Source organism: Aestuariivirga sp. (genome assembly GCF_044239095.1).
In the GTDB taxonomy this organism is placed as follows: domain Bacteria; phylum Pseudomonadota; class Alphaproteobacteria; order Rhizobiales; family Aestuariivirgaceae; genus Aestuariivirga.
The window spans coordinates 1-8,804 of sequence record NZ_JBIICB010000181.1 but is presented as its reverse complement, the minus strand read 5'-3'; the positions used below and the strand labels follow the sequence as shown (position 1 = coordinate 8,804).

The window sequence follows — 8,804 nt, the reverse complement described above, 5'->3', positions numbered from 1 at the left end:
GCGGGACTTCCTAAATGCCACAGTCGGGAAGGAAGCTGGCATGCCAAAGAGGCTGCGCAATCTGAGGTCACTGATGCTGAGCGAGGTAGGGAAGCCAATTCGATGGCCGTAAACGTCATGCGCTGGATCGGAGAGCGCATCAAGGCGATGGTCGCGCAGGGTCACTATGGAGCGGACACATGAACACCGATCTCCGCGATCCCTCTGTCGGCCTCGATGCAGCGACCGGCGGCATCCTCACCGGCTGGGAGCATGTCGTGCAGTCGCTCCGGGACATATTCGACACCCGCTTCGGCTCGCGCATCATGCGGGAATGGTACGGCTCCTTCGTTCCGAACTTGCTGGGCCGTCTTGTGACGCCTGATGAGGTGGTGCCGTACTTCGCGGCCATCACCTCGGCCATAGAGCAGTGGGAGCCGCGCTTCCGAGTGACGCAGATCCAGATGGTCAAGGTCACCCGTGACGGCCAGCTGCATGTGTTCCTCGACGGGGAATACCGGCCGCGCGCCGTGTACGGGGATTTCTCGGTGGCGGGTGCAAGGCGGCTCGACGCCTATGCCAATCCGGACGGGTTGCTGATCGAGGAAAGGCTTTCCGAATGAGCCGCTTCACCGTCATCGATCTGTCAGGCCTGAAGCCGCCAGATACGGAGTTCAAATTGGCAGCATAACCGGCGTAGTACGCTGTCTCATAATCGTGCACCGGCACAGTTGCAACGGCTGCAGTGGACAAGCTGCCCAAGGCTGCATAGGTCAAGCCAACAAACCTCCGGCAATCGCGGGGCGGTTCAGATGCGCCAGATCCTCTCTTCGATCACGCACCCAAATGCCTCAAATCTTCTGACGACAGACATCACAATTTTTACGACCCCGTCCTAAAGACTTGGTGTGAACCTCCTGAAGATAAAGAGGACGCCCAAGCCTCTAAGGTCTTCGCCTCATCGAGGTTTCCCTTTCGCCTTGCTACCTTTTCCAAGAATCTTATCATGCGCGGGTCCTCATCGGGATCAATGGCGAGCGATCTTCGAAAGCACTCCTCCGCCAAGTCGGGAGCCCCCACCCTCAGCGCAAGAACCCCAAGATCTCTGAGAGCCAAGTTGTTGTCGATCGATGTTGCAAGTGCCATTCGTATCTCATCAACCGCCCGCTTGCTCTGGCCCTGCTCTGCAAGAGCACGAACCAGCTCAACACGCAAGTCAAGGGCCTGAGGCGCAACCGAGAGGCCTTGAACAAGGCTCTTCTCTGCAAATCTCCAGGCACCGAACTCTCGGAAAATTCTATACTTACCAAAAGCGTCCGCAGCACACGTCACCTCTACAGAATCCGCATATGCAAGGCTCTCCTCACATAGTGAAGCAAGGCGGCAACGCCGTAGAAGTCCAATGAGGGTCGCCCTCGTTCCAAGCGGCCAAGGGTCTCGCTCCAATGCATTACGAAACGCACGAATCCCTTCGTCTAGGCGATCGATCGCCAAACATGAACGCGCAAGCCGCACATGTCCCCAATATGGAAAATCGGGAACCATCGATAGCGCAAGCTGAAGATCTGCTATCTCCTTAGAAACAAGACCCATACGGCAAGCCGAAAAAGCACTTCGCAAAAGCGCACGAACAGCAGTTGACACAGACAGTGGTGCTACGTGGTGTGGCGCAGGTCGCCCCAAGATGGCACCTCGTACATCATGCGCAAGCACTTCCGCATTGATTCCTCTCACGATACTCTGGTGATCTCCAGGCATTTCATAACAGTCTACACCACCTGCGGCTAAGAAGTTCCACCCTCCACAAGGATCTGAAAGGCTGGCGTGGGGACTGTCCTTTGCTCGAAAATAGCTCACCCGCAGATCACTGGGGACAGCTACAAAATTTGCTGCCAGCAAACTGTGGTGCTCCGCGACACGCGGGGGAAAAGGAAGTGACGCGACCCCATGCCTACCATTGTGAACAGGTGCCGGTGCATCTACGATTGCCAATGTGGACACCGCATAACCGAGTTCACGCAGCCGGCAACCCATTGCGTATGCCAGCAAGCCCCCGAAAGAATGCCCAAGGAGATGGTAGGGCCCTCGTGGCCGAATCTGTAACATGGCCTTCACACACTCATCTGCAAACTCCTCAAGGCTTTTCATCCGCAGAGCTGCGTCTGAAGCGTTACGGAGGTGGAATGTCCATACCCCTTGGTCGCCGAAACCAGACCGGCTAAAATGCAAGGCGTAGCCATTGGATCCGAGAAGTCCCGGAGCTAGAAAGAGAGAGGGTCCCTCTTCTCTAGCCTTTCTCACCGGAACCGCCGCGACACGGCTCACGCCACTTACACGGGCTTCCACAACCTTTAGAATTGCCCTGGGAGTAGGGTTGGATGCAAATACCGCTGGGGGAAGGCTGACTTCAAATTCCCGCTCGATAGCCATAGACGCCGACATAGCGCTAAGTGAATCGCCTCCCATCTGAAAGAAATCGTCATCCCCGCCCAAGAAGCGCCCACCCAGGAAATTCGAGAGTATCAGTGCGATACGTTGAAGCGCGCTTGAAGCCGGCAGGAGCGGAACAGTGGTACGCGCAACTCCGCTGAACATTTCGGCAAGCTTGCTTCTCTGTAGCTTACCGGTAGCAGTCCGAGGAACATCAGCTTCAGTTATCGAAAAACAATGCGATGCACCAATTCCCCACTGCTGGACGAGTGAATGTCGAATTGCCCCCTCGATCGCGGGCGTCAACTGCGATGCTACATAGGCGATGGCAAGCGTTTGCTCTCCCTTAGCTCCAGCGAGTGGGAAAGCGTAAACTGAACGGATAAATGGCAACTTCTCGAGAAAGTTCTCTATCTCGGTGATAGGATACTTTCGGGCGTTTAAGATTAGCACATCCTTCTCGCGCCCGACAACGGTAAGGGTACCGCCCTTCAAAACGCCTATATCTCCCGTGCGAAGCCAACCGTCGGGAGTGAACAATTGCGATGTGGCCTGAAGGTCTGCAAAATACCCAGACGCCATCGTTCGCCCTATCACTTCAATCTTACCTACCACCCCTTCCAGACATAATTGTCCATCTTCATCGACAATCCGTATGCTGTGCCCATCTGTGGGTCCGTCGATGGGAAGATGACTTATTCCGGGGCTCACATCGCCAAGCGCAAAGCTGCGTCTGCCTCCCGCAACAGGACCGCACTCAGAGAGCCCATACCCTAGAGAAATGACATCCGGCTTTGCGCCACACTCGACAAGTAATTTATGAAATCTAACACATGTATCGGGTGAAATAGCATCTGCACCCACACCCACCCGCTCCAATGCCGAGAAGTTCCAATCTCGTAGGTTCTCTGCAGCTTCAACAATGAGTTTCATGCCGAAATTCGTCATTCCGGCATGCGTCACGCCCCATTTCGATACCAGATCAAGCCATCGAGTGGGCTGCCGTACAAAGAGATCGGGTGGCATGTGGATCTTGAGTGAATGATTAGGACTGGAAAGACCCAAGCCCATGACGTGTTCCAATGGCATCCACCCGAGAAAGGTCGACTGGTCATTCCTGCGGGAGGTAAACCAGCGGTGGGCGATAGCCCGCCGACTTAATGTGACGAGTTGCGAGCGCCCAGTCGTGCCGGACGTCAAGATGAGCACCGCCGGGGCTGAGGTCTCAAACTCCGTAACGTCGGCCAAATCTCCACTCTTCTGAACTTCTGAGTAACCAAGGAGACGGCCACCACAATTGAACAGCTCAACTCGATCAGAAAGAACCGTGAAGCCGTTAAGACGGTTTGTCACGAACTCGAGCCTCTGGCGAAACTGCGTGTTGCGAGATGCGCTCCATGCCGAAGGCACCATGGGCACTGCGATCATGCCGCCCAGGAGAGTGGCCCACAGCGCAGGTATGAACTGTTCTGGCTCCGAAGCGTCCAATATTACACGATCACCTGGCCCATGTCCGGAGACACGCAAGTTTGCGAGGATACTCAGCGCTAGTTGGTATGTTCGCTTAAACGTCAATTCCCGTGCGGCGATACTCGCATCCTCAAATGCGAATCGCCCCATCGGAAATGCATTCACTGCCTGCAGAATGGCCTTTCCCAAACCGAGATCTTGTGCCCAACAACCATCGTCGCCGTTAACAATGGCAAGTCTGTTCATCCCGTTGCCTCCTGTAGTTGGCGGACAACATCAACTGGTACTGCTCCGGGGAAGTAGCGCTGTATTTTCGCGATTTCAGCAGCCACATCATTCTTCCCTCGCTCCGTCCGGAACCACTCCTTGTTGCCATAATGGACACTAGGGTATCCAGCAATCCCGAAGCTGGTGCTCAGCGGGAAAACTGCCTGAGCAGTCAATAGAGCTCTTCGTGTATGGAAGCCGATAGCGACAATGTTGATCGACAGTAGTTCGACCGAACGGGTTTTTCGGATCAAAGCTAAACTGTTTGTAAAATTTTCAAACGTGTTACGGGAATCTGGGTCGTAACAGAATTGGGAGCGTGGAACTCCCAGGGCCTCGGCCTCAGCCGCCATCAGTTCCGCCTCGCTTCGCCGGAGTTCCGCGTTCCATCCGCCGGAAAAGATTATCGTCCCGGCCAGCAACTTGTTGAAGAGAGAAACGGCTCGCGCAAGAGGGCGCTCCCACTTCGTCATGCCCAGCACAACCGTGAAATCACTCTTGATTTCACAATCTTCAAGGAAGAGAAAGTCTGTCACGCGGTCGAAGGCCAAACACGTCCCCAGTAAAGGCTCGCTGATGTCGAGCGAGGCAGTTGATCTGGCTTACCTCGGAACCTTGGCCGCAAACCCGTTTACCAGGCCGCAGCAGAGGCAGACAACTTGATGAGAATAGCAGTAACGGGCAGTAGCGGTAAACTCGGTAGTGTATTCATCAGTGCGGCGCTTGCCCGCGGATGCAACATCATCAGTATTGACCGCAAGCCAAGCGAATCGGCCGCGAATCATGAGCGTTTGCAGACGCATCATTTCGATTTGGCGGATTTCTCAAACACTTTGACCGCCCTCAAGGGCGCTGACGCGCTTGTGCATATGGCCACTCACGGTCCGCCGGGCATAGACAGCGATGAGCGCCTCCACAACAATAACGTTACGGCAAGCTACAACGTATTGAGAGCCGCTGCGGAACTGGGCATCAGTCGGGTCTGCATGGCTTCGAGTGTGAACGCCATCGGCATGCTTTACAGTAGGGAACCTCGTTTTGATTACTTCCCCATTGATGAGAAGCATGCGAGCTATACAGAGGATCCGTACAGCCTATCCAAGTGGATTGCCGAATCACAGGCACAGAGCTTTGCACGTCGATACCCGAAGATGTCCATTGCTTCGCTGCGCTTTCACTGGGTGGTTGCCGACAGTTCGGTGGCAAGGAAAGCCTATGCGTCCAACATTAAAACTGCCGCGAATCAGCTTTGGGGGTACACACCGCTGGCAATGGCAGTGGACGCAAGTCTCGCCAGCCTCACCGCAGCTTTCGCCGGCCACGAGGTATTGAACGTTGTGGCTCCCGATTCTGCTGTTGAGGACGCGAGCCTCACACTGGCGAGCCGGTACTATCCAAGTGTCCCAATCGTGGGAGACCTGTCAGGAAGGCGTTCCTTTTTTGACACATCGAAAGCGTCGCAGCTATTGAAGTGTCACAGTGACTAATGTGGCGCTGTATCGGTGCGGGGAGATATCGGTTGAACTGGGTAAGGTTGTCCGTTGTGAGATAATTTGAGACGATTGGGCGCATGATCGAAGAGAGGATCTGGCGCATCTGGGTTTGATGCTATGCTACCTTGCCGCGGTAATGGAAGCGTCTGCTCTCTGTGGTGTCACGTTTGGTCCTTTCTCGTTCTAGCAGGATGGTCTCACCCCGGCCGTAGTTGACAACAGCCGGTGTCAGGTTTTCGATGCTCTCCTGGTCGCTGAGATAATGTCAACGGCGGTGCAAGAATAGGCCGCGGTGCGGCGCAAAAGTCGACCACCTCGCTCGTGCAAGAAGTACGCAGGCGAGAGGGGCAGTGGCCAGTTTGCCGCGTCCACACGAGACTGATAGATGACTGGCCGATGTGGCCCGCTTGGTCCAGTTCGAGATCTTCACGGTGTCAGGAACTCGCTCGTTTTCTGAAACAACTTTTCGAACCGCTATGGTTCAGCTTAACAAGGGGACGCGGGCCCATGAAGCGCGGGGACCGCGGGAGAACCCGCACCGCGGGGCGGATCGAGCGCGTTGGTAGGAATAGGGGCGACCCCGTCCGGAGATCGCGCGTCACTCTTGAGGTAGAGGCTCCACCTGTGGCGCATAGGCGGCGTGCAGGGCGATCAGGGGTTGCAACGTCGAGATCTTCAAGAGCCAGCCCCGCTCGCCATGATGGACCTCAATCCATCCGTAATCGCCCTGCCACTGGATAGCGCTCCAGTTGGGGCCGTAGCCCGCGAGGTCAAAACCTTGACGTGCAACTCCATCGACCACGATCACGCCGTCTTCAAACAACACGCTGACTTTCATGGGCAATTCGTCAGTTCTCAATCATGTAATTGAGAACGATCTTCGGCTGGACGTTGTTGTGGGCGCCGCTGCCGCCTTTGGTAGATGTATTGGGATGCGGGGACCCGCTGCTGTTGAAGGACATGTCGCTTGTGCTTCCCACGATGGTCGACCCATGAAGCCCGCTAAGGCTGCTTGAACCATTGGTATAACTATCGTGATGATGATGCGCCGGCATCCTGAGTAAGGGTCGGGAGGACGGCCTCTTGCCGGTACGTCCGTCAACCCATCGCCGGGCACCACGCCGCCATGAATATGGGTCGACCCGATGTTCTTTCCATCATGCGTGACCTTGCCGCCGCTGATGGTCGAGCAGACCATCACCGTCATCGTGCCATTTGCCATCCGCAGGCGCGGCGGACGGAAGATTGTCATCACGCCGGATGGAAAGGCTGCAACACCGGTGCCGCGTGCAAGGTTCGACAGCGCGCTCCTAAAGGCGCTCGCCCGTGGCTTCCGCTGGCGCAGGCTGCTGGAGGCCAACGACTTCGTCACAATCGAGGAAATCGCTGAGGCCGAGAACATCAGTGCGTCCTATGCAAGCCGGGTGCTGCCCATGTCACTGCTGACGCCGGAGATCGTAGAGGCGGTACTGGCGGGGCGGCAGCCGGCGGGACTGACGGTGGCGCGGGCGATGCAACCGCTTCCGGCGGAGTGGAATCGCCAGGAGTTCAATTGAGCTGAAGAATAGGTGAGGAAAGAGTTCCCTGTGCGGGCTATCGAGAAGAGAGCCGGCACGGAAAGCAGCGGCCTTCCCTGCTACAGCCCCAGATCAGCTTCTCTGCATCTGATAGCCGCGATGTATTCATGTTGCAGGTTTGGGCTGCATTGCATTCGCATTTTGCGAGACGTGACCTATCCGTCGGATAACGTCCCCTGCCGTGGTTTAGCTGACGGCCTTGGCCGCAGAGCCTCACCGGCTTGGGCCAGGATGAGCAGATGGCCACGGCTTGCGGGCAGACGAGATGACCATCGCTCATCTGGTTGATGGCTTCCAGCTTCATGTAGCGAGCACGCTGAACGGCCCACTCGTTGTTCTGCTCGAGGAGGATGGCGCCGACGAGCCGGATGATGGCATCGCCGCTGGGGAAGATGCCGACGACTTCCATCCCGCGCTTGACCTCGCCGTTGAGGCGCTTAATGGGGTTGGTGCTGTGGAGCTTGGCGCGGTGCTTCCTCGGGAATGTCATGTAGGCCAGCACGCCGGGCTTGGCCTCATCCATGATTGCGGCTAGCTTCAGCACCTATGAACGGATCTGGTCGGCCACGGTGCGCCATTGGACAATGCGACTTCGTGTGAACTCCCCAAGTTCCGACAACCTCATAGAATTCGCGAAGGTATCGTCAGCTAATACGCCACTGCAGCGGCAGGTGCTACAACTACGGCTTGACCTGCAAGTTCTTCCGCATCTAACGCTTCTGGAAATTAATCAGTGAAGCGCAGACCATGACTAGTTTTTCTTACACGGCCGCGGGCCCTGTTCCGGACTATCGCAAGATCGCGCGCCACATCGTGCCGCTGCTGTTCATCGGCTATGTCGTGTCGTTCCTCGACCGGGTGAATGTCGGCTTTGCCAAGCTACAGATGGCCGAAGATCTGTCTTTCAGCGATGCCGTCTATGGCTTTGGCGCGGGTGTATTCTTCATCGGCTACTTCTTGTTCGAGGTGCCGAGCAACCTGGTGTTGGCGCGGGTTGGGGCGAGGCTCTGGATGACCCGTATCATGATCACGTGGGGCATCATTTCCTGCATGTTCATGTTCCTTGGCGAATTGCGCTTCGGCGGTTTGGCCCAGATGCTGCATCTTTCCGACGCTCAGTTCGGGTTCTACCTGCTGCGCTTCCTGCTGGGTGCTGCCGAGGCCGGATTCTATCCTGGCGTCATCCTCTATCTCACCTACTGGTTCCCAGCCAGTCGGCGGGCCGGGGTAATTGCACTGTTCATGACTGCTGTTGGTGTATCGAGCGTCATCGGCGCGCCACTGTCGGGTGCCATCCTACAGTTCATGGACGGACTTTTCTCCCTGCGCGGATGGCAATGGCTGTTCCTGTTGGAGGGCCTTCCCTCGGTTATCGCCGGCATCGCCTTCTTCTGGTTGTTGCCGGATCGCCCCGCCCAGGCGACTTGGCTCAGCCAGTCGGAGGCCGAGGCTGTCACAGCAGACATCGCGGACGAGGACAGGCTTCGCACCAGAGAAAGTCTTTCCTCCACCGGGCATGCCTTCACCAGCCCACGCATCTGGATTTTTGCGCTGTCCTACATGACGGGCACAATCGCCATCTACGCCG

At 56.6% G+C, this 8,804-nt stretch carries 8 protein-coding genes and 1 pseudogene; 5 read left to right on the top strand and 4 right to left on the bottom strand.

The features are described 5' to 3' along the window. Both ACILRA_RS15355 and ACILRA_RS15350 read left to right on the top strand, forming a co-directional pair. Positions 1-183: hypothetical protein (locus ACILRA_RS15355; RefSeq protein ID WP_395662955.1), on the top strand; the 183-nt coding region annotated here is incomplete at its 5' end. Further along, positions 180-602 carry a GPW/gp25 family protein gene (locus ACILRA_RS15350; protein WP_395662954.1) on the top strand — a complete coding sequence of 141 codons (423 nt, stop codon included), beginning with the start codon at positions 180-182 and terminating at the stop codon, positions 600-602. The genes ACILRA_RS15355 and ACILRA_RS15350, both read left to right, overlap by 4 nt. Positions 603-861: 259 nt before the next feature. On the opposite strand, the gene ACILRA_RS15345 is transcribed toward ACILRA_RS15350, so the two are convergent. Next, positions 862-4,125 carry an AMP-binding protein gene (locus ACILRA_RS15345; protein WP_395662953.1) on the bottom strand — a complete coding sequence of 1,088 codons (3,264 nt, stop codon included), beginning with the start codon at positions 4,123-4,125 and terminating at the stop codon, positions 862-864. Next, complete coding sequence (locus tag ACILRA_RS15340; protein ID WP_395662952.1) at positions 4,122-4,697, bottom strand: YdcF family protein; 576 nt, start codon at positions 4,695-4,697, stop codon at positions 4,122-4,124. Before ACILRA_RS15340 ends, ACILRA_RS15345 begins: the two co-directional genes overlap by 4 nt. A 111-nt stretch (positions 4,698-4,808) precedes the next feature. Here ACILRA_RS15340 and ACILRA_RS15335 point away from each other — a divergent pair, with 111 nt between their 5' ends. Further along, positions 4,809-5,633: an NAD-dependent epimerase/dehydratase family protein gene (locus tag ACILRA_RS15335; RefSeq protein WP_395662951.1), complete on the top strand. Its 825-nt coding sequence runs from the start codon at positions 4,809-4,811 to the stop codon at positions 5,631-5,633. Between the two features lie 604 nt (positions 5,634-6,237). On the opposite strand, the gene ACILRA_RS15330 is transcribed toward ACILRA_RS15335, so the two are convergent. Further along, positions 6,238-6,477 carry a hypothetical protein gene (locus ACILRA_RS15330; protein ID WP_395662950.1) on the bottom strand — a complete coding sequence of 80 codons (240 nt, stop codon included), beginning with the start codon at positions 6,475-6,477 and terminating at the stop codon, positions 6,238-6,240. Positions 6,478-6,784: 307 nt separating this feature from the next. On the opposite strand from ACILRA_RS15330, the gene ACILRA_RS15325 reads away from it, so the two are divergent. Then, on the top strand, positions 6,785-7,195 hold the full coding sequence (locus tag ACILRA_RS15325; RefSeq protein WP_395662949.1) for a hypothetical protein: 411 nt from the start codon (positions 6,785-6,787) through the stop codon (positions 7,193-7,195). Positions 7,196-7,487: 292 nt separating this feature from the next. Here the strand turns inward: ACILRA_RS15325 and ACILRA_RS15320 are convergent. Beyond that, positions 7,488-7,796 (bottom strand): annotated as a pseudogene (locus tag ACILRA_RS15320) (transposase); the annotation flags it as partial. Positions 7,797-8,029: 233 nt separating this feature from the next. Between ACILRA_RS15320 and ACILRA_RS15315 the strand changes: the two are divergent. Continuing rightward, positions 8,030-8,804 (top strand): MFS transporter (locus tag ACILRA_RS15315; protein ID WP_395662948.1); only part of this gene is annotated, 775 nt, incomplete at its 3' end.